23 protein-coding genes are annotated in these 22,169 nt (G+C 72.0%); 12 read left to right on the top strand and 11 right to left on the bottom strand.

Features of this window, described 5'->3' with window-relative positions:
* Positions 1-17: 17 nt before the first annotated feature.
* Positions 18-695 carry an HAD family hydrolase gene (locus AB0B85_RS27025; protein WP_357411765.1) on the top strand — a complete coding sequence of 226 codons (678 nt, stop codon included), beginning with the start codon at positions 18-20 and terminating at the stop codon, positions 693-695.
* A 107-nt stretch (positions 696-802) separates the two neighbouring features.
* Positions 803-2,098 (top strand): cation:proton antiporter, encoded by a 1,296-nt coding sequence (locus AB0B85_RS27020; RefSeq protein WP_357411764.1) that lies wholly within the window; start codon positions 803-805, stop codon positions 2,096-2,098.
* Positions 2,099-2,164: 66 nt separating this feature from the next.
* Here the strand turns inward: AB0B85_RS27020 and AB0B85_RS27015 are convergent, their stop codons facing one another.
* Positions 2,165-3,124, bottom strand: a complete 960-nt coding sequence (locus AB0B85_RS27015; protein ID WP_357411763.1) for an FAD-dependent oxidoreductase — start codon at positions 3,122-3,124, stop codon at positions 2,165-2,167.
* Positions 3,125-3,201: 77 nt separating this feature from the next.
* Here AB0B85_RS27015 and AB0B85_RS27010 point away from each other — a divergent pair, with 77 nt between their 5' ends.
* On the top strand, positions 3,202-3,426 hold the full coding sequence (locus AB0B85_RS27010; protein ID WP_357411762.1) for a DUF3072 domain-containing protein: 225 nt from the start codon (positions 3,202-3,204) through the stop codon (positions 3,424-3,426).
* 98 nt (positions 3,427-3,524) lie between these two features.
* Here AB0B85_RS27010 and AB0B85_RS27005 read toward each other — a convergent pair whose 3' ends face one another.
* Both AB0B85_RS27005 and AB0B85_RS27000 read right to left on the bottom strand, forming a co-directional pair.
* The gene (locus AB0B85_RS27005; protein WP_357411761.1) at positions 3,525-4,028 is read right to left on the bottom strand and encodes a metallophosphoesterase; all 504 of its coding nucleotides are present in this window, start codon (positions 4,026-4,028) and stop codon (positions 3,525-3,527) included.
* Positions 4,029-4,078: 50 nt separating this feature from the next.
* Complete coding sequence (locus tag AB0B85_RS27000) at positions 4,079-5,914, bottom strand: glycoside hydrolase family 15 protein (RefSeq protein ID WP_357411760.1); 1,836 nt, start codon at positions 5,912-5,914, stop codon at positions 4,079-4,081.
* Positions 5,915-6,034: 120 nt separating this feature from the next.
* On the opposite strand from AB0B85_RS27000, the gene AB0B85_RS26995 reads away from it, so the two are divergent.
* Positions 6,035-6,616: a general stress protein gene (locus AB0B85_RS26995; protein ID WP_357411759.1), complete on the top strand. Its 582-nt coding sequence runs from the start codon at positions 6,035-6,037 to the stop codon at positions 6,614-6,616.
* A 48-nt stretch (positions 6,617-6,664) separates the two neighbouring features.
* Here the strand turns inward: AB0B85_RS26995 and AB0B85_RS26990 are convergent, their stop codons facing one another.
* The 3 genes from AB0B85_RS26990 to AB0B85_RS26980 are packed head-to-tail and all read right to left on the bottom strand — an operon-like array spanning position 6,665 to position 7,976.
* Complete coding sequence (locus AB0B85_RS26990) at positions 6,665-7,249, bottom strand: DUF1684 domain-containing protein (RefSeq protein ID WP_357411807.1); 585 nt, start codon at positions 7,247-7,249, stop codon at positions 6,665-6,667.
* 23 nt (positions 7,250-7,272) lie between these two features.
* Entirely contained in the window at positions 7,273-7,407 is a 135-nt protein-coding gene (locus AB0B85_RS26985; protein WP_357411758.1) for a hypothetical protein, read from the bottom strand.
* 14 nt (positions 7,408-7,421) lie between these two features.
* Positions 7,422-7,976: a WHG domain-containing protein gene (locus AB0B85_RS26980; protein WP_357411757.1), complete on the bottom strand. Its 555-nt coding sequence runs from the start codon at positions 7,974-7,976 to the stop codon at positions 7,422-7,424.
* A gap of 75 nt (positions 7,977-8,051) precedes the next feature.
* Here AB0B85_RS26980 and AB0B85_RS26975 point away from each other — a divergent pair, with 75 nt between their 5' ends.
* The gene (locus AB0B85_RS26975; protein ID WP_357411756.1) at positions 8,052-8,540 is read left to right on the top strand and encodes an FBP domain-containing protein; all 489 of its coding nucleotides are present in this window, start codon (positions 8,052-8,054) and stop codon (positions 8,538-8,540) included.
* Positions 8,541-8,592: 52 nt separating this feature from the next.
* On the opposite strand, the gene AB0B85_RS26970 is transcribed toward AB0B85_RS26975, so the two are convergent.
* A complete protein-coding gene (locus AB0B85_RS26970; protein ID WP_357411755.1) occupies positions 8,593-9,126 on the bottom strand; it encodes a GNAT family protein in 534 nt (177 codons plus the stop codon).
* A 157-nt stretch (positions 9,127-9,283) separates the two neighbouring features.
* Between AB0B85_RS26970 and AB0B85_RS26965 the strand changes: the two genes are divergently transcribed.
* Both AB0B85_RS26965 and AB0B85_RS26960 read left to right on the top strand, forming a co-directional pair.
* Positions 9,284-9,766 carry a MarR family transcriptional regulator gene (locus AB0B85_RS26965; protein ID WP_357411754.1) on the top strand — a complete coding sequence of 161 codons (483 nt, stop codon included), beginning with the start codon at positions 9,284-9,286 and terminating at the stop codon, positions 9,764-9,766.
* Positions 9,767-9,777: 11 nt separating this feature from the next.
* The gene (locus AB0B85_RS26960) at positions 9,778-10,764 is read left to right on the top strand and encodes a pirin family protein (RefSeq protein ID WP_357411753.1); all 987 of its coding nucleotides are present in this window, start codon (positions 9,778-9,780) and stop codon (positions 10,762-10,764) included.
* Between the two features lie 58 nt (positions 10,765-10,822).
* On the opposite strand, the gene AB0B85_RS26955 is transcribed toward AB0B85_RS26960, so the two are convergent.
* Positions 10,823-10,951, bottom strand: coding sequence for a hypothetical protein (locus AB0B85_RS26955; RefSeq protein WP_255787601.1), 129 nt, complete (start codon positions 10,949-10,951; stop codon positions 10,823-10,825).
* Positions 10,952-11,080: 129 nt separating this feature from the next.
* Between AB0B85_RS26955 and AB0B85_RS26950 the strand changes: the two genes are divergently transcribed.
* Entirely contained in the window at positions 11,081-12,670 is a 1,590-nt protein-coding gene (locus tag AB0B85_RS26950; protein ID WP_357411752.1) for a phospholipase D-like domain-containing protein, read from the top strand.
* Here AB0B85_RS26950 and AB0B85_RS26945 read toward each other — a convergent pair.
* Positions 12,619-13,374: a hypothetical protein gene (locus AB0B85_RS26945; RefSeq protein ID WP_357411751.1), complete on the bottom strand. Its 756-nt coding sequence runs from the start codon at positions 13,372-13,374 to the stop codon at positions 12,619-12,621. The two genes, AB0B85_RS26950 and AB0B85_RS26945, sit on opposite strands and share 52 nt — an antisense overlap.
* Before the next feature lie 371 nt (positions 13,375-13,745).
* On the opposite strand from AB0B85_RS26945, the gene AB0B85_RS26940 reads away from it, so the two are divergent.
* Positions 13,746-14,570: a SigB/SigF/SigG family RNA polymerase sigma factor gene (locus AB0B85_RS26940; RefSeq protein WP_357411750.1), complete on the top strand. Its 825-nt coding sequence runs from the start codon at positions 13,746-13,748 to the stop codon at positions 14,568-14,570.
* A gap of 142 nt (positions 14,571-14,712) precedes the next feature.
* Positions 14,713-17,376 carry an ATP-dependent helicase C-terminal domain-containing protein gene (locus AB0B85_RS26935; protein WP_357411806.1) on the top strand — a complete coding sequence of 888 codons (2,664 nt, stop codon included), beginning with the start codon at positions 14,713-14,715 and terminating at the stop codon, positions 17,374-17,376.
* A 9-nt stretch (positions 17,377-17,385) separates the two neighbouring features.
* Here AB0B85_RS26935 and AB0B85_RS26930 read toward each other — a convergent pair whose 3' ends face one another.
* Complete coding sequence (locus AB0B85_RS26930; RefSeq protein ID WP_357411749.1) at positions 17,386-18,111, bottom strand: protein phosphatase 2C domain-containing protein; 726 nt, start codon at positions 18,109-18,111, stop codon at positions 17,386-17,388.
* 259 nt (positions 18,112-18,370) lie between these two features.
* Here AB0B85_RS26930 and AB0B85_RS26925 point away from each other — a divergent pair, with 259 nt between their 5' ends.
* Positions 18,371-20,980: a glycoside hydrolase family 9 protein gene (locus tag AB0B85_RS26925; protein WP_357411748.1), complete on the top strand. Its 2,610-nt coding sequence runs from the start codon at positions 18,371-18,373 to the stop codon at positions 20,978-20,980.
* A 111-nt stretch (positions 20,981-21,091) separates the two neighbouring features.
* Here AB0B85_RS26925 and AB0B85_RS26920 read toward each other — a convergent pair whose 3' ends face one another.
* The gene (locus tag AB0B85_RS26920; RefSeq protein ID WP_357411747.1) at positions 21,092-21,580 is read right to left on the bottom strand and encodes a hypothetical protein; all 489 of its coding nucleotides are present in this window, start codon (positions 21,578-21,580) and stop codon (positions 21,092-21,094) included.
* 151 nt (positions 21,581-21,731) lie between these two features.
* Between AB0B85_RS26920 and AB0B85_RS26915 the strand changes: the two genes are divergently transcribed.
* Positions 21,732-22,169 (top strand): DUF222 domain-containing protein (locus tag AB0B85_RS26915; protein WP_357411746.1); only part of this gene is annotated, 438 nt, incomplete at its 3' end.

Here is a 22,169-nt window from a genome sequence, read left to right as displayed (position 1 = left end):
CGGGTAGGAGGACGACCATGCGTACCGACCAGCCCGCCGGAGTCCTCTTCGACGTCGATGGCACCCTGGTGGACACCACCTACCTACACACCGTGAGCTGGTGGGAGGCGTTGCGCCAGACCGACCAGCCGGTGCCGATGGCGGTGGTGCACCGCTCGATCGGAATGGGTTCGGACAAGCTCCTCGACCACCTGCTCGGCCCCGAGCGGGACCGGGACGCCGACGGGAGGCTGCGCGACGCGCACGACACCCTCTACGCGGAGTACTGGGAACGTCTCACCCCGCTGCCCCGGGCCGCCGACCTGTTGCGCGCCTGCGCCGAGCGCGGCCTGCGGGTGGTGCTCGCCACCTCCGCCTCGGAACCCGAGGTGGGCGCGCTGCGCCGGGCGCTGGCCGCCGAGGACGTGATCGACACGGTCACCTCCTCGGCGGACGCCCAGCAGAGCAAGCCGGCCCCGGACATCCTGGTCGCCGCGCTTGAGCAGTCCGGGTTGGCCGCCGAGCGGGTGGTCTTCGTCGGCGACTCGGTCTGGGACGTGGTGGCGGCGGGCAAGCTGGACATCCCGTGCGTCGGGTTGACCTGTGGCGGCACCAGCCGCGGCGAGCTCGCGGGTGCCGGCGCGGTGGCGGTGTACGACGATCCCGCCGCGCTGCTCGACGAGTTGACGGATTCGCCGCTGACCCGGCCGAGGTGAGGTTCACTCCGGTTCACCCACGCGTACACGCATAGCCGGAGCTCTGCCGGGGCAAGGTCTGTCACCACCTGCCCCGCGCCCCGCGGGTGCGGCCGAAGGGTGGTGCCGTGGAGCCGGTAGACGTGGCGTTCGCGCTTGTGGGCCTGGGTGCGTTGCTCGCGGGCATCCTGCCCCGGGTGCTGGAGCGGCGTCCGCTGTCCATGCCCATCGCCTTCCTCGCCCTCGGCATGGTGGTGTTCCTGCTGCCGGTCGGGCTGCCGACACCCGACCCGCTGGCCCATCCGGAGCTGACCACCCACCTCACCGAGATCGGTGTGATCGTCGCGCTGATGGGGGCCGGGCTCAAGATCGACCGACCGTTGAGTTGGCAGCGGTGGTCGTCCACCTGGCGGCTGCTGGCGATCGCCATGCCCCTGTGCATCGCGGCGGTGGCCCTGCTCGGTTGGTGGTGGGCGGGCCTGGTGCCGGCCGCCGCCCTGTTGTTGGGTGCCGCGCTGGCCCCCACCGACCCGGTGCTCGCCGCTGACGTGCAGGTCGGTGAGCCGACGGACGTGGAGGACTCCGAGGACGAGGTCCGCTTCGCGTTGACCTCGGAGGCGGGGCTCAACGACGGGTTGGCGTTCCCGTTCGTCTACGCCGCCATCGCCATCGCCTCGACCAGCCTCGCCCCGAGCGACTGGCTGGCCGAATGGTTCACAGTGGACGTGCTCTGGAAGGTGGGCGCCGGGGTCGGCGGTGGGCTGCTGATCGGCTGGCTGCTCGGCAAGCTGTTCTTCCGCGCGCCCAGTGAGCTGCGACTGGCCCGGCACGCCGAGGGCTTCCTGGCGCTGGCTGCCACGTTCCTGGCGTACGGGCTGGTGGAGGTGATCGGCGGGTACGGCTTCCTGGCGGTGTTCGTGGCCGCGCGGGCCATCCGGGCCGCCGAGCGGACCCACGAGTTCCACTCGGTGTTGCACGACTTCGCCGAGCAGGTGGAACGGCTACTCACCCTGGTGCTGTTGCTGCTGCTCGGCGGCGCGATCGTGGGTGGCCTGCTGGCCCCGCTGACCTGGTCGGCGGCTGCCGTCGGGGTGGCGCTGGTGTTCCTGATTCGGCCGCTCGTCGGCTGGTTGTCGCTGCGCGGGGCGCCGGGGCGACCGGCCGAACACTGGGTGATCTCGTTGTTCGGCATCCGCGGTGTCGGCTCGTTCTACTACCTCGCGTACGCCACCACGAAGGCGGACTTCCCGCAGGCGGAGCTGCTCTGGGCGACCGTCGGGCTGGTGGTGCTCGTCTCGGTGGTGGTGCACGGCATCGCGGCGACCCCGGTCATGCAGCTGCTCGACCGGGAGGGCGAGCGGACCTCCGACCCGGCCGAGCGGGACGCCGACGCCCGGCCGGTGGCCGCGGCCGGCCACACCTGAGCACACCCGCCGCGGGCCGCCTGAGCGTGCCGAGCCGCCTCCTGGGCGCGCCCTGGCGGGTGCGGGTCAGCTCAGTCGGGCGGCGATGGCCCGGCCCAGGTCCCGGCCGGAGCGCCAGGCGCTCTGCACCCGGGGCTTGCCGAACGCGTCGCCGGCCAGGCCGATCCCGTCCGCGTCGAGGTGGTGGGTGTCGCCGGTGGTGGGGCCGGTCGGCTTCGCGTACGTCCAGCGGTGCACGTGCACGTCGACGGCCGGCTCGGGAAGTCCCAGCAGGTCCCGGACGGCCTGCTCGATGGCCGGTCCGGCGCCGGTGGGTTGGGCCAGGTGCCCGGCGGCGAACTCCGGCAGGGTGTGCGCGACGAGCACCGGCGCACCGTCGCCGCGTCGGTCGCCGTCGTCGCAGACGAGGGTGAGGACCGGGTGGTCGTTGACGAACGCCCCCCGGAAGTCCGGCCAGCGCCGGGTCGGGAACCGCAGCACCGCGGCCACTGTCGGTGACCAGCGCTGCGCCTGCACGAGCTGGGTGGCGGCGGTCAGGGCCGGGTCGAGGAGCAGGGCGGCCTGTGGGCCCGGCATGGCCAGCGCGACCGCGGCGCACGACTCGCCGTCCACCGTCGGTCCGGGTTTCACGCTGAGCACCAGCCGGTCGACGGTCACCGACACCTCGCCGGCCAACTGTTCGACGAGGGAACGCAGCCCGCGCGGTGCGGCGAAGCGCATCGGCCCGGGCACGTCGTGGCGTCCGGCGCTGTCGTAGGACTGGAAGGTGTCGGTCCATTCGCGGACCAGCCCGGCGGCGTGCCACCGCTCGACCACGGCGGCGAAGTCCGGGTCGCTGGCGGTGAAGTACGCGGCGCCGATGTCCGCGGGCCGGCCCGCGAAGCGTTTGCTCGCCATCCGGCCGCCGCAGACGTGCCCGCGTTCCCGGACCTGGACCGGCACCCCGGCCCTGGTCAACTCGACAGCACACGCCACCCCGGCGATGCCCGCCCCGACCACCACGACACCCGACCGGTCCACCGTCATCCGTTGATCGTAGGTGCCGGTGTTCGGGCATGAACCACCGGCGATCGGGGTACTGGCACACCTGTTCGAACGAGAGGATGATGACAATGACGGACCGCCGCACCGAGCAGGTCGACCAGAGTGCCGCGATCAAGGACCCGGACGAGTGGGTCACCGGTGACGAGCCGCCGACCGCCGCACAGGAGTCCTACCTGAACACGCTGGCCCGGGAGGCCAACGCGGAACTCCCGGACGACCTGACCAAGGCCGAGGCGTCCAAGCGCATCGACGAACTCCAGGCCGAAACAGGCCGAGGCCAGTAACCAGCTCCGTCGATCATGGGGCTGTGGTGCCTGACCTGAGGCGATACTGACACCTTTGTCACCCACCACAACTCCATGATCGACGGGGCAGGGTGGGGCTAGGTTGGGCGGGGTAGGGGGTGGAGGTGGACGTTGGTCAGGGTGCCGGCGTGTATCTCGGCGGTGAGGTAGGTTGCCCGCGGTTGGGAGCGTCGGTCGGTGGGCGAGCCGGGGTTGAGCAGTCGCAGCCCGCCGGGCGCCTCGGTATCCCATGGGATGTGCGAGTGCCCAAAGACAAGGACGTCGACATCGGGAAACCGGGCCGCGCACCGCTGCTCCCGACCGGTCCGTGGCCCGGTCTCGTGCACGACGGCGACCCGCAGGCCGTCGAGGTCGACCCGGGCCACCTCCGGCAGCCGGGCGCGCAGCGCCGGCCCGTCGTTGTTGCCGTACACCCCGACCAGGCGGCGTGACCGCGCGGTCATCGCGTCGAGCAGTGCCTCGTCCACCCAGTCGCCGGCGTGCACCACCACGTCCGCGGCCTCGATCGCCGCCCAGAGCGGGCCGGGCAGGTCCCGGGCCCGCTTTGGTACGTGGGTGTCCGCCGTGAGCACCAACCGCATGCCGGCATTCTCTCCCGCACCCCGACTGTCCGCCGGGGGACGCGGCCGGTTCAGCGACGGCCCTGGGGGGTGAAATACGCCGGGGGCATCCCGCAGTCACGCAACGTCGGGTTCTGCTCGACGTCGGTGAGCACGCCCGCGGCATTGATCAGGCCGATGTGCGAGAACGCCTGCGGGAAGTTGCCCAACTGCTCCCCGGTGTGCTGGTTGATCTGCTCGGCGAACAGGCCCAGGTCATTGACCCGACCGGCCAGGTCACGAAACAACTCGTGGGCCCGGTCCCGTTCACCGGCCAACGCCAGGCAACTCACCAGCCAGAACGAACAGATGACGAAGCCCGCCGGGTCGCCGTCCCAGCGCCGCAGCAGGCCGTCGTGTGACAGCCGCCGCTCCACCGCGCGCACCGTCGAGCGCATCCGCGGGTCATCCGCCCGCAGGAAACCCACAAGCGGCATCACCAGCACCGACGCGTCCAGTTGGTCGGAATCGAAGATCCCGGTGTACGACTGGAGCCGGTCGCTCCATCCGCGCGTGAGGATCGCTTCGCGCACCTCGTCCCGGGCCGCCGTCCAGCGGGCCACGTCCTGCGGTTCGCCGAGCCGGTCGCCGAAGCGGACCGCCCGGTCCAGCGCGACCCAGCACTCCACCTTCGAGGACACGTGGTGGTGTTGGACGCCACGCTCCTCCCACATCCCCGCGTCCGGGAGTTTCCAGCCCCGCTCGGCCTGGTCGGCCAGCACCCGGAGCAGGTGGTAGACCTCCGGGTCGAACGGCTCCAACTCGTCCCGCATCAGCCAGGCGGCTTCCATCGCCGCGCCGTAGATGTCGTTCTGCCGCTGCCGCCACGCATCGTTGCCGGTCACCACGGGCGGGCTGTCCCGGTATCCGCCGAGCTGGTCCAGCCGATGCTCGGTGAGGTCCCGTTCGCCCAGCACCCCGTACATGATGGGCACCGGCTGGTCGTCGATCCGGCCCATCGCCCGGCCCAACCAGACGAACTGCCGCCGCACCTCGTCGTAGCACGCCGACCGCCACAGCGCCCGCAGCGTGTGGCTGAAGTCGCGCACCCAGACGTAGCGGTAGTCGTAGTTGCGTTCCCCGCCGAGTTCCTCGGGCAGGGAGGTGGTCACCGAGGCCACCACCGCGCCGCTGGGCCGGTACGTCATGCCCTGGACCACCAGTCCGCTGCGGCGCACCTGTTCGGCGTAGAGGCCCTGGTATCCGTGCTCGTCGGCCCAGGACCGCCAGCCGGCGACGGTGTCGGCGATCGTCTCGTCGGCGTCCGGCACCTCGGGCAGCGGGGCGTCGTAGGTCGGGGCGTACCCGAGCGTGAAGTTGTGGGTGGTGCCGGCGCGGACGGTGAACGTCGCTGTGGCATCGCCGTCGTCGCCGCACGCCAACCGCACGCTGCCACGGATGGTGAGCCGCGCGGCGCCGGCGATGGCTTCGAGCATGTCGGCCCGCTCGACCAGGTACGCGATGGCGCGGCCGTACTCGAAGCGCGGCCGATAGTGCACCCGCATCGGAACCTCACCGCTGAGCCCGTGCACGGTGCGGACCAGCACCTGCGGGGAGCGCATCCCGATGTCGTGACCACGGCTGCCGGGTTCGAAGGCGAGCGCGTCGGTGAGCGCGACCTCCCCCTGGGCGGTCCGGAAGACGGTCCGCAGCACGAGGGTGTCGTCGAGGTAGCAGCGGTCGACTGTGAAATCGATCTCCGGCCGGATCGACCAGTGCCCGGCGTCGTCGTCGAGCAACCGGCCGAACACCGACGGGGCGTCGAACCGCCCCGGGCACCACCAGTTCACCGAGCCCGAGGCGTCCACCAGTGCCGCGGTGCGGCCGTCGGCGAGGAACCCGTATTCGCTGATCTGTCCGCTCTCCACCTGACTGGCTACCCGGGCCGCCCGCGCCCATTCCCCCGGTGGGGATGGCCCGCGCCGGGTCCGTCGGTGTTACCCCTCGGCGTGGACGGGAACCCGGAGGGCTGACGAGGGAGGATGCTCATGACGTCAGCTTCGGGGCCGACCGCCGCGTGGCGGCCCGGCACACAGGATGGCGACCTGCTTCCCACCGGGCCGGCCGGCCGCCTGTCGACACCGGCCGGTGACGGTCACGGGCCGCAGGCCGGTCCGCCGACCGTGACGATCGGATCGTATCCGGACTATCCGGCCGCCCAGCGGGTCGTCGACTATCTGGCCGACAACCGTTTCCCGGTGGAGCACACCGCCATCGTCGGCACCAACCTCACCCTTGTGGAGACGGTGCTCGGGCGGATGACCACCGGGCGGGCCGGACTGCTCGGCGCCGGCACCGGTGCCTGGTTCGGACTCTTCATCGGCCTGCTGTTCGGCATCTTCACCGTCGGCAACTGGCTGGCGGTGATCCTGGTCGGGCTGGTCATCGGCGCGATCTGGGGTGCCGTGTTCGGCGCGGTCGCGCACGCGATGACGGGCGGACAGCGGGACTTCACCTCGGCCAGCTCGCTACGCGCCGGCCAGTACGCGGTGACCGTCGACGCCCAGCTCTCCGACCAGGCCCGCCAGCTGATGGGTCGGATGCAGGTGCCCGGGTCGAGCGCCCGCTGAGCCACTGTCGAACGACCGGCCGTCCCGGCCGCACGCCGGGGCGGCCGGTCAGTGGTACGTCTGCTCGCCGGCGCGGATGTCGACCTCGACCCGGTTCTCCGGGGGTGCCAGGGGGCAGGCCCAGCGGTCGTCGTAGGCGCAGCTCGGGTTGTAGAGGTAGTTGGCGTCCAGCCGGACCCGGTCGCCGGGCAGCAGCTCGACGCCCCGACCGAAGGTGCCCTTCACCGTGTCGGTGAGGTAGCGCCCTCCCCCGTAGCTCTCCCGCCCGCAGGTGCCGTCGCGCAGCGGAACGAACAGCCCGCCCCCGTACGCCTCGATCCACCACACTGTCAGCGGACCCCAGGGCGTCTCGGCCACGGCGACCCGCCGGTACGCGATCACCCCGTCCGGGCCGCCGGTGTCGATGCGCAGCTCCCCGCTTGCCGAACGCAGGGGTGCCTCGACCACTGCGTCGGGATTGGGCGGGAAGTAGCGCACCCCGGAAAAGCCGGGCCGGTCCCCCGCCGGGATCGGGCTCTGCGGGTGGGTGGCGAACAGGTCGTCGCGGCCGGCGCGGAAGCCGACCAGGTCGGCGTCGGACAGGTACAGCCGGGCAACCCGCTTCCGCCAGTCGGCCAACTCCAGATCGCTCAACATGCTGGGGACTCCTGATCGAATCACAGCTCTCCGGACCGGACGGGTCTGCCGCACGCCTGGCAGCGCACCACCTCGGCGACGAAGACCTGGCCGAGATCCTTGCCCTTCTGGGTGAGTTCGTACCCCGCGACCTTACCGCCGGGGTCAGCCCGCACCTCAGCTTCGGCCGTCAGCGCGACGGCCAGTTGGTGAGGACGGCGTCGAGGGCGTCCAGGGTGCGCGACCACGAGTCGTCGGTGGGGCGCGGGGTGTGCCGGAAGCCGCCGGTCTTCTCCAGGCTGACGAACCCGTGGAAGGTGCTGTGCATCATCCGCACCGCGTCGGTCTGGTCGGGCTCGGAGAGCCGGTAGCCGCGCAGGATCGCCCGGGTCATCTCGGCGTGCCGGACGCCCGCGCTCGCGGCGGCGGTCTCCGGGTCGAGGTCGATCTGCATGGCGGCGTAGCGACCCGGATGCTCTCGGGCGTAGTCGCGGTACGCGTTGGCGAAGGCCACCAGTGCGTCCTTGCCGGCCCGACCGGCCAGCGCGGCGGCGACCCGGTCGGCCAGCTCCGCAAGCGCCAGCAGGGCGATCCTGACCCGCAGTTCGTGCGCGTTCTTGAGGTGGAAGTACAGACTCGCGTCCTTCACCCCGAACTGGCGGGCCAGCGCGGCAACTGTGACGTTGTCCACCCCCACCTCGTCGGCCAGCTCGGCCGCGGCCAGGGTCAGGCGCTCGACGGTCACGCCGGCACGTGCCATGCAGCACACTCCAAACCTAGCCGTAATAAACGCTTGCCTAAGAGGGCTAGGCTACTACCTATGTTGGTCCTGACCGAATCCGCCATCCGCGCCTCCTTCGTCAACTGCAGCCGGGGCGAGGCGAAGCGGCTGGCCGTACCGAACGATCTTGAAATGCGACAGTGGGACGACCTCGACTTCCTCGGCTGGCGGGATCCCTCCGCGCCGCAGCGGGCCTACCTGGTCGCCGAAACCGACGGCAAGCTGGCCGGGGTGGTGCTGCGGGCCGCGACGCACCAGACGGGGCGCGTACGGCACAGCATGTGCTCGTTCTGCCTGACCACGCACCTCGGCGGAGGCGTCTCGTTGATGACCGCCCCCAAGGCTGGCCCGAGCGGGCGGCAGGGCGATTCCGTGGGCACGTATCTGTGCTCCGACCTGGCCTGCTCGTTGTATCTGCGGGGCAAGAAGCACGCCGGGCCGCCCGCGCCCGAGCCGCTGCCCCTGCCGGAGCGGATCGACCGCGTCCGGACGGCCCTGGCGACGTTCCTCCGCAAGGTCACCGAGTGACGGTTCGAGGCGGCCGGGGCCGAAGCGTGTGCGGACCCCGGCCCGGTCCCGGCTAGTGGTCGGTGGCCAGGCGGGCGTGCAGGTGCTCGTCGTAGCGGCGGCCGTCGCCGTACCGGTGCGACTCGCGCAGCGTCCCCTCGGCGGGGTAGCCGGCACGGTCGGCGACCCGGCAGGACGCCGGGTTGGCCACCGCGTGACACAACTCCACGCGGTGCAGCCCCAGATCCGCGAACGCCCAGTCGGTGAGCCGGACGACGGCGCGCACTGCCACCTGACGTCCCCTGGCGGCGGGCGCCGTCCAGTAGCCGATGGACGCGTTGCCGTCGTGGATGCTGTGCAGTGACACCGAACCGAGCAGTTCGCCGTCGGCCGCCGCGGTGACCGCCATCGAGGCGTGGCCGCCGGTGGACCAGTCGGCCCGGCGGCGCACCCAGAGCAGCGCGAACTCGTCGTCGATCGGGCCGCCGCCCTGCGGGTTCCACTGGGCGATAGCCGGGTCGCGGAGGGCGTCGCGCACCGCCGGGGCGTCCTCGTCTCGCCAGGGGCGCAGCAACAGGTCGGCGGCGGCGAGTTCCACGTGTTCCACGAGGCCGGAGTCTGGCACAGACCGCGCCGACATCGCCGCCGGACTGGCCCGCGCTTTCTTCAAAACTGCACCAAGTGCGGCGCCCACCGGGCAGACGTGACGCAGGCAACGCCAAACAGCGCTAGTTAAATTTTGAACGAGTGCTACTGTGGTGGACGTGACAGAGAGCCTGGACAGCACCCGAGCGGCCGCCTGGCGTGCCTACATCGAGGCCAGCCAGCGCCTGTTCACCCAGTTGGAAGACGACCTGCGCACCGACAGCGACCTCACCTTCGCCGACTACCACGTGCTGGTCCTGCTCTCCGAGGCACCGGGGCAACGACTGCGGATGGGGGAGCTGGCCGGCCGACTGGTCTTCTCCCCCAGCCGACTGACGTACCAGATCTCCTCGATGCAGCGCCGCGGCCTGGTCAGCAAGGAGCCCTGCCCGGACGACAGGCGCGGCAGCGAGGCGGTGCTCACCGCCGCCGGGCTGCTCACCCTGTCCGAAGCCGCACCCCACCACCTCGCGTCGGTGCGGGCCCACCTGATGGATGACCTCGACGACGCCGAGGTCGCCTGCCTCACCCGGGTCTTCGACCGGCTCGGCCACCGCCTGCGGGCGGCCCGGACCACGTCGAGCACCCACGCCACACGTTAAGGAGCCCTCCGATGCCCGCGATCACCGTTGACAACATCGTTGTCCTGCCGCGCCTGCCCCAACTCGGCGACGGCACCACCTTCCGCCCGGTCCGCACGGTGACCACCGCGCCCAGCGGCTTCGAGGGTGAGGGTTTCCCGGTCCGGCGTGCCTTCGCCGGGGTGTCGACCACCGACCTGGACCCGTTCATCCACCTCGACCAGATGGGCGAGGTCGACTACGCGCCGGGTGAGCCCAAGGGCACGCCGTGGCACCCGCACCGCGGCTTCGAGACCGTCACCTACATCATCGACGGCATCTTCGACCACCAGGACTCGCAGGGCGGCGGTGGCACCATCACCGACGGCGACACCCAGTGGATGACGGCCGGCAGCGGGCTGCTGCACATCGAGGCGCCGCCGGAGCGCCTGGTGATGAGCGGCGGGCTCTTCCACGGCACCCAGCTCTGGGTGAACCTGCCCCGCTCGGCCAAGATGAACCCGCCCCGTTACCAGGACATCCGGGGCCGGCAGTCGGCCCTGCTCAGCACCCCCGACGGCGGCGCGCTGATCCGGGTCATCGCCGGTGAGATCGCCGGGCACCGCGGTCCGGGGTCGACCTTCACCCCGATCACCATCACCCACGTCACCGTGCAGCCGGGCGCGCAGGTCGACCTGCCCTGGCAGCCCGACTTCAACGCCCTGGTGTACGTGCTCGGCGGTCGTGGCACGGTCGGCACCGAGCGGCGACCGGTGCGTACCGGTCAGCTCGCGGTGCACGGCCCGGGCGACGCGCTGCGCTTCGGCGCGGACCCCGCCCAGGACAGCAACACCCCGGCGCTGGACCTCTACATCATGGGCGGTCAGCCCATCCGGGAGCCGGTGGCGCAGTACGGCCCGTTCGTCATGAACACCCGCGACGAGCTGCTCCAGGCGTTCGAGGACTTCAAGGCCGGCCGGCTCGGCGTCATCCCCGCCGAGCGGGTCCCGCACACCGACGGCCAGGGCCCGCGTCCCTGACCCGAGTCAGCGAGATCACCCCGGGTGCCCCGTCGACAGCACGGGGCGCCCGGGCGGCTCAGGAGACCGCGAAAATCCCGGCGACGCCCAGAATCACCATCAGCAACACCGCTACCAGCGCGCCCCGTTCGCTCTCCACCGCCGGCTCGCGGTACTCGGTCACGGGGTTCGTCGTCTCGCGGGGCATGGTGTGGCCTCCTCGGTTGTCGTGCTCGCGCTGAACGTCATCCAGGTCACCGCTCGGGCGGCCTGACATGCGGACCCGCGTCCGGGGTCCTACCGTGAGGACGTTGCCGACCTCCAGGGGGGCTGGACGTTGCCGTCGCAGGACTGGTTCCTCACCGCACAGGAACGCGCCAACCCGGTCTCTGGGTTACCCGTCTGGACCAGGGGAAACCTCGCCGAGCCGTTGATTCACGGTGCCGCGTACTTCGACCGGCTGGTCGACGAGGTGCAGGCGTTGGGGCCCGGCGACCACCTGTTCTTCACCGACTGGCGGGGCGATCCGGACCAGCGGCTGCGTCCCGACGGCCCGACCGTGGCCCAGCTCTTCGCCCAGGCCGCCCAGCGCGGCGTGGTGGTCAAGGGACTGATCTGGCGTTCGCACCTCGACGCGATGGCCTACAGCGAGGCGGAGAACCGCGACCTCAGCGAGACGATCTCCGCCGCCGGCGGCGAGGTGCTGCTCGACCAGCGGGTCCGCCGCGGCGGCTCGCACCACCAGAAGCTCGTGGTGCTGCGGCACCCAGGCGCACCCGAACGGGACATCGCGTTCGCCGGCGGGATCGACCTGTGCCACAGCCGACGTGACGACGCCGCTCACCACGGTGATCCGCAGCCGGTGCAGATGTCGCCCCGGTACGGGCCCAACCCGCCCTGGCACGACGTGCAGCTCGCGGTGCGCGGGCCGGTGGTCGGCGCGCTGGACACGCTGTTCCGGGAGCGCTGGACCGACCCGATGCCACTGGACTCGGAGAACCCGATGGCCTACCTGCGGGACCGGTTGCGCGGCGCGGACCTGCGACCGGATCCGTTGCCCGAGCAACCGGCCGACCCGCCCGAGTGTGGCCCGCACCAGATTCAGGTGCTGCGCACCTACCCCGCCGTGCGCCCGCGTTACTCGTTCGCACCCGACGGCGAACGGACCGTGGCCCGCGGTTACACAAAGGCGGTACGCCGCGCCCGTCGACTCATCTACCTGGAGGACCAGTACCTGTGGTCGGCCGAGGTGGCGGACCTGTTCGCGCGCGCGCTGCGGGACAATCCCGAGCTGCACCTGGTCGCTGTGGTGCCCCGGCACCCGGACGTCGACGGCAGGTTGGCCCTGCCGCCGAACATGGTCGGCCGCGAGCAGGCGCTGTCGTTGTGCGAACGGGCCGCACCGGACCGGGTGCACGTGTTCGACGTGGAGAACCGCACCGGCGGCCCGGTCTACGTACACGCCAAGGTGTGCGTGGTCGATGACGTCTGGGCCAGTGTCGGCAGCGACAACTTCAACCGCCGGTCCTGGACCCACGACAGCGAGTTGTCCTGCGCGGTGCTCGACGACACCCGCGACCAGCGGGCGCCCACCGACCCGGGCGGCCGCGGCGACGGGGCGCGGGTCTTCGCCCGGGACCTGCGGCTACGGCTGTGGCGCGAGCACCTGGACCGGGACCCGGACGGCGCGGACGACGCCGACCTGCTCGACCCGGCGGACGCCGTCGCGGCCGTCACGGCCGCCGCCGACGCGCTCCAACGGTGGTACGACGACGGCCAGGTGGGCGAACGACCGCCCGGCCGGCTGCGCCCGCACCGCCCGGAGCGGCTGCCGTGGTACACCCGCGCCTGGGCGCTGCCCGTGTACCGGCTGGTCTACGACCCGGATGGCAGGCCGCTGCGGGCAAGGGTGGCCGGCACCTGGTGAGTCGACCGGATCGGCTCCACCGTGGCGGCGACGACCGGATGGACGCTCAGCCCGCCGGGGTAGGCGAACGAGGAGCGCGGTGAGTAGTAGCCGAAGCCGATGGTGAGCGGGTTGGCCGGGCGGAGCTGGTAGATCGGATGCCCCGGCTGGAGGAACTCCACCGACTCGATCTCGAACGGGGCTACCGGTTCGGCGACGAACGGGTAGACCGAGCTGAGCAGCTGGCCGTCACGGCGGGTGAAGTAGCGGTGGTGCCCGCTGCTGATCGCGTGGCCGGTCTCCCCCACCCGGCACCGCGCCCGGAGCAACGTCGTCCCGTCGATCTCCGTCTCGGAGAGCAGGGTCTCGCCGCTCACCTCGATCCGGGTCCGGCCGGTGGACACCGGGGCGCCGCGGGCGGCCGCGTACTCCCGGACCAGCCGGCTGGAGGCCACGTAGGCGGTCCACCAGCCGCCCGGGTTGAGCCCGCCGGGCGCGTCCACGCCGAGTAGCGAGATGCCGAGATAGGTGAGCGTGTACGCGCCGAAGCCGGAGGTCTGCGTCTCGTCCTCGACGACGTACTGGTTGAGGAACACCTGGTGGTCGGGGCGCGGGCACAGGCCCGGCGGGACGAGTGCGGCGACGGCGTCCGGGTCCGCCGGGATCCAGCTGAAGTAGAGGGTACGGCTGTTCACGACGAGCTGGGGAGCGGCTGGATCGAGCACGGTGCCTCCGAACCGGGTGTGTACCCGCGACGCTACGGCCGGTCCCACCGGCGGGACAAGGACGGATAGTCGACACTGCTGGCCGACTGTCGGATTTCGTGTTGACCGGTCGGCTGATCCGGCCGGGCTGACCGGAGGGACCGGCCCACTGAGCGGCTGAGCGGCAGTCAGCAGTGGGTAAGGGTGATCACATCGCCCGCAACTCTGCCCTATTCGCACCCTTTGTGGTGTGACACACCTTAAGTACATCAACCTTTCGGCTAGATTTTGGGAAGACGATCAGGTTAAGGTGAGTCCCGAACGGCCCATTGAAAGCTAAACCAAAGCGTCACACCTTTTTGTCCGCGGACGAGGTGCAGGGAGGACCACCCATGACCGCGCCAACGATCACCGAGCAGCCGAGCACCACTGCGAAGGCCACCACCAAGCTCGACCCGCGTGCGCTCACCGACAGCGCCGCCGACCTGCTCAACGCCATGGCGGCGCTGCCCGTCAACCACCCGTCGCGCGCCGCACTGCGGGACCGGGCCATCGAGGCCTGGCTGCCGTTGGCCAACCACCTGGCCCACCGCTACAGCGGCCGTGGCGAGCCGACCGACGACCTGGCCCAGACCGCCGCGGTCGGCCTGATCAAGGCCATCGACAAGTTCGACCCGTCGCGCGGTGTCGACTTCGCCGGGTACGCGATCCCCACCATCATCGGCGAGCTCAAGCGGCACTTCCGGGACCGCACCTGGGACATCCGGGTGCCCCGCCGGCTCCAGGAGCTGCGGCTGGCCATCTCCGACGCCAACAGCTCGCTGCTGCAGACCCTCGGCCGCTCGCCGACGGTCGCCGACATCGCCGCCCACCTCAAGCTCACCGAGGAAGAGGTGCTGGAGGGCCTGGAGGGCGCCCGCGCCTACAACGCGGTATCGCTGTCCACCCCGACCGGTGACGGCGAGCGCGCCACCGAGCTGGGCGACATGCTCGGCGGCGAGGACAGCGAGTTCGAGCTGGCGGAGCTGCGGGTCGCCCTCGGCCCGGCGCTGGCCACCCTCGACGAGCGCGAGCAGAAGATCCTCACGCTGCGTTTCTACGGCAACCTGACCCAGTCGCAGATCGCCGACCAGATCGGTGTCTCGCAGATGCACGTCTCGCGGCTGTTGACCCGGGCGCTGACCAAGCTGCGCGGCCAGCTCGACGGCACGTACTGAGGTAGCTCACCACGATGGGCCGGGTCGACAGACCCGGCCCATCGTCATACCCCCTTGTCCCGCGCGCGTGACGAGCCCGCGTAGTCCCGCGAGGCCGAGGTCCGCCGCTCCGGCGGCACCCGCGCCGGTGCGAGACTGGGCCGTGCTCTCCGACGTGACAGTGGACCTGCCGGTACGGCCGGTGCTGCCGGCGCTGGTCGCGGCACTCGACGCGGCCGGGGCCGGCGTCCTGGTCGCCCCGCCGGGCACCGGCAAGACCACCCTCGCGCCGCTGGCCGTGGCCGACCGGGTGAGTGGTCGGGTGGTGATCGCGCAACCCCGTCGGGTGGCCGCACGCGCCGCCGCCCGGCGGATGGCCGAACTGCTCGGCGAGCGGGTCGGCGACCGGGTCGGCTACGCGGTGCGCGGCGAGCGTCGGGTCAGCTCCGCGACGCGGGTGGAGGTGGTCACCACCGGCCTGCTGGTCCGCCGGCTGCACCACGACCCGGAGCTGCCCGGCACGGGCGCGGTGCTGCTCGACGAGTGCCACGAACGGCAACTCGACGCCGACCTGGCGCTGGCCTTCACTGTGGAGGCGCGGGCCGCCCTCCGGCCGGATCTGTGGCTGCTGGCGATGTCCGCCACCCCGGACACCGACCGCTTCGCCGCGCTGCTCGGCGGGTCCGCCCCGGCCCCGGTGGTACGGGCCGAGTCGGCGCTGCACCCGGTGCAGCGCATCTGGGCACCGCCGGCCCGCCCGATCGTCGCCTCCGGAGCCGGGCCGGTGGATCGGGCGCTGCTCGACCACGTGGCCGCGACCGTCCGGCGGGCGTTGCGCGAACGTGCCGGTGACGTACTGGTCTTCCTGCCCGGAGCCGGGGAGATCGCGGCGGTCAGCGGTCGGCTGGCCGACCTGCGCGACACCGTCGCGCTGCTGCCGCTGCACGGTCGGCAGCGGGGCACCGAGCAGGACGCGGCCCTGCGCCCCGCTGATCGACGGCGGGTCGTGCTGGCCACCGCGCTTGCCGAGACCAGCCTGACCGTGCCGGGCGTGCGGGTGGTGGTGGACGCCGGGTTGTCCCGGGTGCCCCGCATCGACCTGGCCCGTGGGCTGGGCGCGCTGGTCACCGTGCCGGTCTCCCGGGCCGCCGCCACCCAGCGGGCCGGTCGGGCCGGCCGGGAGGCGCCGGGGTACGTCTACCGGTGCTGGTCCGCGGCGACCCACGAACGGTTGCCCGCCCGAGCCGAGCCGGAGGTCGCCACCGCCGACCTGACCGGCTTCGCGCTTGAGCTGGCCGCCTGGGGCCGGCCGGACGGCGTCGGGCTCGCGCTGCCCGACGCGCCACCGGCTGCCGCGCTGACGGTGGCCCGGGACACCCTGCGCACCCTGGGCGCTGTCGACGCGGACGGGCGGATCACCACACGGGGACGGGCGATCGCCGCCGCCGGCGCACACCCCCGACTGGCCCGGGCACTGCTGGACGGTGCCGGTCGGGTCGGCGCCGACCGGGCGGCCGAGGTGGTGGCGCTGCTCGCCGAGGAGAGCACTGCCGGCCCCGGCGACGACCTGGTCGCCGGCTGGCGTCGGCTGCGCGCCGGCGTCGACGCGGGTGCGACAGCACGCTGGCGCACCGAGGTACGCCGGCTGCGCGCCGCGTTGCCTTCCGGCTCCCCAACCGGCGGCCGCGCCGAGACCAGCACCGACGGCCGCGCCGAGGCCAGCACCGCAGCGAGCCCCGCAGGCCGCCGGACCGAAGCCGACGAGATCGCAGTCGACCGGGCCGGAGCCGGCCGCGCTGGGGCCAACCGTGTCGAAGGGCACCGGGCTGACCGCACGGGTGGGCTCACTGACGATCTCGCCGCTGGGCTTCTGGTCGGGCTGGCGTACCCGGAGCGGTTGGCCCGGGTGCGGCGGCCGGGCGGATCGGCGTACCTGATGACCGGCGGGACCGCCGCGGAGCTGATGGCCGGGTCGGGGCTGGCCGGGTCCGACTGGCTGGCGGTGGCGGTCGCGGACCGCACCCCCGGCGCGCCGTCGGCCCGGATCCGCCGGGCCTCGCCGGTGGACGAGGCGACGGCCCGGGAGGCGGCCGGCCCGCTGCTACGGACCAGTCGTGAGGTCGGCTGGTCCGACGGTGACGTGGTGGCCCGGGAGGTGACCCGACTGGGCGCGATCGAGCTGCTCCAGCGGCGGCTGGACCGGCCGGAGCGGGAAGCGGTGGCGGCGGCCGTGCTCACCGGTCTCCGCCAGGAGGGGCTGGGGCTGCTGACCTGGACGCCGGCGGCACGGGCGCTACGCGAACGCCTCGGTTTCCTCCGGCACCACCTGGGCGACCCGTGGCCCGAGGTCACCGACGAGGCGTTGCTCGACGCCGCAGCGACCTGGCTGGGCCCCGAGTTGGCCGCGGCCCGGCGTCGCGCCGACCTGGCCCGGGTGGACGTGCCGTCGGCGCTGCGCCGGCTGCTGCCCTGGGCGCAGGCGGCCCGCCTGGACGAGTTCGCCCCGGAGCGGATCGAGGTGCCGAGTGGTTCCCGGGTGCGGGTGGACTACTCCGATCCGGCCGCGCCGGTGCTCGCCGTGAAGCTTCAGGAGACGTTCGGCTGGTCGGTGGCTCCCCGCGTCGGTGCCGGGCGGACGCCGGTGCTGCTGCACCTGCTCTCCCCCGCGGGCCGGCCGGTGGCGGTCACCGCCGACCTGGAGTCGTTCTGGCGGACCGGTTACCCGCAGGTGCGTGGCGAGTTGCGCGGGCGCTATCCCCGGCACCCCTGGCCGGAGGATCCGCGAACGGCGACGCCCACCCGACGCGTCACGCCACGCCGACGCTGAACGCCGGCCCTACTCCTCCAGGACGTCGGCCACCACGACACTCACGTTGTCCGGTGCTCCGGCGTGCAGGGCCAGATCGATGAGCTTGCCCGTGCAGGCGGTCCGGTCGGGATAGTCCCTGAGCACCTCGGTGAGGGTGTCCGGACGGACGACGTTGGAGAGGCCGTCGCTGCACAACAGCCAGCGGTCGCCCACCCGGGGCACCATCGTCGAGTACGACGGGGTGACCTCGTCCCCCTGCAGGGCCTGGGTGACGACGGCGCGGCGCGGGTGGCTGCTGGCCTGGTCCGCGGTGATCACGCCCTGGTCCACCAACATCTGGACGAACGTGTCGTCCCGGGTGACCTGCTTGAGCACGCCCTCGCGGAACAGGTAGGCCCGGGAGTCGCCGATGTGCGCCAGCGCCAGGCAGCTGCCGGTACGCGCGAAGAGCAGGGCCGTGAGTGTGGTGCCCATGCCCTGGCGCTCGGGATCCTCGGCGACCGCCTGCCGGATCCGGGAGGTGGCCAACGCGATGCCACCTTCGAGCGCGGCGACCAGGGCGTCCTCGGGCGTCTCCACGTCCAGCGGAGCCACCGCGTCGATGGTGAGGGCGCTGGCCAGGTCGCCGGCGGCCATCCCGCCCATGCCGTCGGCGACGGCGACGAGCCAGTTTCCGGCGTGTAGGGCGTCCTGGTTTCCGCTGCGGATCAGCCCACGGTCGCTCGTTCCGACGGAACGCAGCTTCAGGGTCATGGGAGGCAGCCTGCCAGGCGAAGGGCGCAGTTGTCTCTAGGAGATCAGGACGACAGCGCGTGGCGCGGCCAATCTCACGTCCGCACGCCGGTCCGCCGCGTCGGGCCGGGCGGGGTGGTCGCCCTCGTCGCACGCCAGAACCCATCCAGTCAGATCAATTGACACGGGGTGCCGCCACTGGAAACATCGAGCCGATACCTGGGAGCGCTCCCAAGTTTTTCCACCACCACCGTCCCCCACCCGTCCGGAAGGACTCCCCGTGACGAGATCCCGACGCCGCCTCCTGTTGGCCGCGGCGACCACCCTGGCCCTCACCGGCGCGGGCGCCGGCGCGGCCTACGCCGAACCACCACCGGACGCCCCCGAGCAGATCGACAACGGCGACTTCAGCGAAGGGGTCAGCCCCTGGTTCTCCTTCGGCACCGGTGCGCTCGCCGTCACCGACGGCCGGCTCTGCACCACCGTCGCGGGTGGGCTGGCCAACCCCTGGGACGCCGGCATCGGCCAGGACGGGGTGCCACTGATCGCGGGCGCCGAATACACCCTCGGCTTCGCCGTCTCCGCCACCCCCGGCGCCGCCGTCAAGGCCGTGCTGCAACTCGGCAGCGCCCCCTACACCACGTACGCGGCAGTGGACGCCACAGCGACCGGCACCGCCCAGCGGGTCGAGCAGACCTTCACCGTCCCGGACGACAACCCGAACGCCCAACTGATCTTCCAGGTTGGCGGCTCCGCCCAGGCGCAGACCATCTGCCTCGACGACGTCTCGCTGCGCGGCGGCGAGCCGCCCGAGCCGTACGTGCCGGACACCGGGCCACGGGTCCGCGTCAACCAGGTCGGCTACCTGCCCGGCGGCCCGAAGAACGCCACAGTCGTCACCGAGGCCACCACCCCGTTGCCCTGGCAGCTGCGCAACGCCGCGGGTGCCGTCGTGGCCAGCGGCACCACCACCACCCGCGGCGTCGACGCCGCCTCGGCGCAGAACGTGCAGACCGTCGACTTCTCCAGCTACCGCACCCCGGGCAACGGCCTGACGCTCACCGTCGACGGCGAGACCAGTCACCCGTTCACCATCTCCGGCGCCCTCTACGACCAACTGCGCTCCGACTCGCTGCAGTTCTTCTACGCGCAGCGCAGTGGCATCGCGATCGACGGGGACCTGATCGGCGACGAGTACGCCCGCCCCGCCGGGCACCTCGACGTGGCACCCAACAAGGGCGACACCAACGTGCCCTGCCAGCCGGGCGTCTGCGACTACTCGCTTGACGTACGCGGCGGCTGGTACGACGCCGGCGACCACGGCAAGTACGTGGTCAACGGTGGCATCGCCACCTACCAACTGTTGAACACCTTCGAGCGCACCAAGACCGCGGCCACCGCCGACGGCGGCGCCGAACTCGCCGACGGCACACTGCGGGTGCCCGAACGCGCCAACGGCGTGCCGGACATCCTCGACGAGGCCCGCTGGGAGCTGGAGTTCCTGCTGCGCATGCAGGTACCGGCCGGCAAGCCGCTGGCCGGCATGGTCCACCACAAGATCCACGACCAGAACTGGACCGGGCTGCCGCTCGCCCCGCAGGACGACCCGCAGCCGCGTGAGCTGCATGCACCGTCCACCGCGGCCACCCTCAACCTGGCCGCCACCGCCGCGCAGTGCGCACGGCTCTTCGCCCCCTACGACGCGGCGTTCGCGGCCCGCTGCGGCACCGCCGCGAAGACGGCCTACAGCGCCGCCAAGGCCCACCCCGCGGTGTACGCCAGCCCGACCGACGGCACCGGCGGCGGCGCGTACGACGACAGCAACGTCACAGACGAGTTCTACTGGGCGGCGGTCGAGCTGTACCTGACCACCGGCGCGTCGACCTACCTGACCGACCTGACCTCGTCGCCGCACCACACCGGTGACGTGTTCGACCCGCGCGGCTTCGGCTGGCAGAGCGTCGCCGCACTGGGCCGCCTCGACCTGGCCACCGTGCCGAATGGCCTGCCCGCCGCCGACCTCACCCGGGTCCGCGCCTCGGTCACCACCGCTGCCGACGCGTACCTCGCCGAGCTGCGCCGGCAGGCGTACGGGCTGCCGATGCCCGGCGACGCCAACAGCTACTTCTGGGGCGGCAACAGCAGCATCATCAACAACGCAGTCGTGCTGGCCACCGCGTTCGACCTGACCCGGAACCCCGCCTACCGCGACGGCGCCGTGCAGGCGATGGACTACATCTTCGGCCGCAACGCCCTGAACATCTCCTACGTCACCGGCTGGGGTGAGCACGCGGCGCAGAACCAGCACAGTCGGATCTTCGGCAACCAGCTCAACCCGGACCTGCCCCACCCGCCCGCCGGCTCGCTCGCCGGTGGGGCGAACGCGGCCCTGCAGGACCCGTTCGTGGCCCAGTTGCTCACCGGCTGCGCCCCGATGTTCTGCTACGTCGACGACATCAACTCGTACTCGACGAACGAGGTGGCGATCAACTGGAACTCGGCGCTGGCCTGGATCTCCTCGTTCCTGGCCGACCAGGGTGACGCCGGCGCGGTGCCGGCCAGCACCTGCTCGGTGAGCTACAGCAACTTCGGCACCTGGCAGGGCGGCACCGGGTTCACCGCCCAGCTGACCATCCGCAACACCGGCGCCACGGCTGTCAACGGCTGGAACGTGCGCTTCGCGTTCACCGGCGACCAGCGGGTCCGCGAGGCATGGTTGGCGAAGGTCACCCAGTCCGGCGCGACCGTAACCGCGCGCAACGAGTCGCACAACGCCAAGATCGCACCCGGCGGCAGTGTGATGTTCGGCTTCAACGCGACGACCTCCGGCGGCGCCAACCCCAGCCCGGGGTTGGTCACCGTCAACGGCAACCCCTGCTCGCTGTCCTGACCGGTACGGCTGGTGGCCACCCACACGGGGTGGTCACCAGCCGCTGGTGGTCGACGTGTCTCCTCACGGCGCTGTCGAGCTGATAACGCGAACGACTCACCGGATAGATGCTCACCTGACCGGCGGCTCCGCCATCACCACAACGCGGTCCGCCTCGACGTCGAAGCCGAGCACCGGATGGCTCCCGTCGCCGCCTTCGGAATCCATCAGCACGGCTTTGCCCAGGCACCTTCCGATCGCGGTCAGGAAACCGCAGAACACATCGAGCCGCTCCTGCCCCTGGAGCTCCCGCAGATCGACATCGAAGTCGATCTCGTTCGCCGCAGAGAACCGGAAGATCGCCAGAACATCCACCGACGGCCAGACCCGCAGTGCCGGGCACTCGGCGTCAGCCGGGCGGGACAACACGGCCGCCGCCGCGGGCAGCGGCAGCACCGCCGCGCCTTCGGAGTACTGGAACTCCCAGTCATGAGCGACGACGAGATCAAGGATCGACTGCCAGTCCTCGATCGAGGCGCCAGGCACGTAAACGTCTGGCAACGACCCCATCACCGCGGGATCGAAGAACCACCTGACGTCATCCCACAGCAGATCAGGCACCACACCATCCTGCCCGTACCACAGCGCCGACGCCGACCCGATTCCCTGCCGAAACCCAGAGGGGCATCCCCCGCTGAACCGCCCCTCGGCACAGCGGCCCGTCCCCGGCAGGGGCCGGAAAATTGTCGTACACCTGTTCTATTCTCGGTTCATGTTGGAGGAGTTGACGCAGGCCGAGGCGGAAGTCGCCACGTGCGCCGTTGCGTCGACCTGGGCTCTTTCGGAGTCCGACCTCGTCGCGGCACTCGACGCCGCACACCGGCTCGAGCAGCGCCTGGCGGCCGTGCAGCTGTCCCTGGTTCGAGAGCTGGACGGCCGTGGCACGGCCGTGACGCAGGGAGCATCGTCGACAGCCGTGTGGTTGCGTGAGCGACTCCGCCTCACCGTTCCCACCGCCCGCCGGCTCGTCGACCTCGCCGCCGCCCTGGACGCCGGCAACCCTGGGGTACGCGCCGCCCTGGCCACCGGAGACATCACAGTCGACCAAGCCCGGGTCATCGCCGACACCGTCGACACGGTCCAGACCTCCGCCGGCACCGCTGCCGCCGACAAGGCCGTCGGTTTGCTTGTCGAGTGGGCCGGGCAGTTC

This window comes from Micromonospora sp. NPDC049044, from assembly GCF_040649215.1.
In the GTDB taxonomy this organism is placed as follows: domain Bacteria; phylum Actinomycetota; class Actinomycetes; order Mycobacteriales; family Micromonosporaceae; genus Micromonospora.
The sequence above is the reverse complement of the archived record's forward strand: the minus strand, read 5'-3'. Positions and strand labels throughout refer to the sequence as shown.